We start from the raw sequence: 541 nt of genomic DNA on the forward strand, positions 1-541 counted from the left end.
GCCTGATTCAGTCATCGCAGCCTCGTTGCTTTAGCGGCTGCGGGAACTAAGGTGGCTGCATCGTTTCCCGATCAGCAGAGGTTGCCCATGGATTTCGCCTATAGCCCACGTGTCGAGGCGCTGCGTCAGCAACTGCGCGCCTTCATGGACCAGTACATCGTGCCGCGAATAGGCGCCTGGCATGCCGAGGTTGCGGCCGGACAGTATCCCGTCTCCTTCATGGACGACCTCAAGGCGCTGGCGCGTTCGGAAGGGCTGTGGAACCTGTTCCTGCCGTCGCTCGGCGAGGACGAGCCGGGCATGGGCCTGAGCAATCTCGAGTACGCGCCGCTGGCGGAGATCATGGGGCGCGTGCACTGGGCCTCCGAGGTGTTCAACTGCAACGCGCCGGATACCGGCAACATGGAGCTGCTGCACCTGTTCGCCACGCCCGAGCAGCGCGAGCGCTGGCTCAAGCCGCTATTGGAAGGTGAAATCCGCTCGGCCTTCGCCATGACCGAGCCGGACGTGCCGTCCTCCGATGCGACCAACATCCAGACGC

1 protein-coding gene is annotated in these 541 nt (G+C 64.1%); it reads left to right on the forward strand.

The window, feature by feature from the left end:
* Positions 1–87: 87 nt before the first annotated feature.
* Positions 88–541: acyl-CoA dehydrogenase family protein (locus ACU8YC_RS26005; RefSeq protein WP_446896114.1), on the forward strand; the 454-nt coding region annotated here is incomplete at its 3' end.

It is taken from the genome of Citrobacter sp. VF227 (assembly GCF_052950715.1).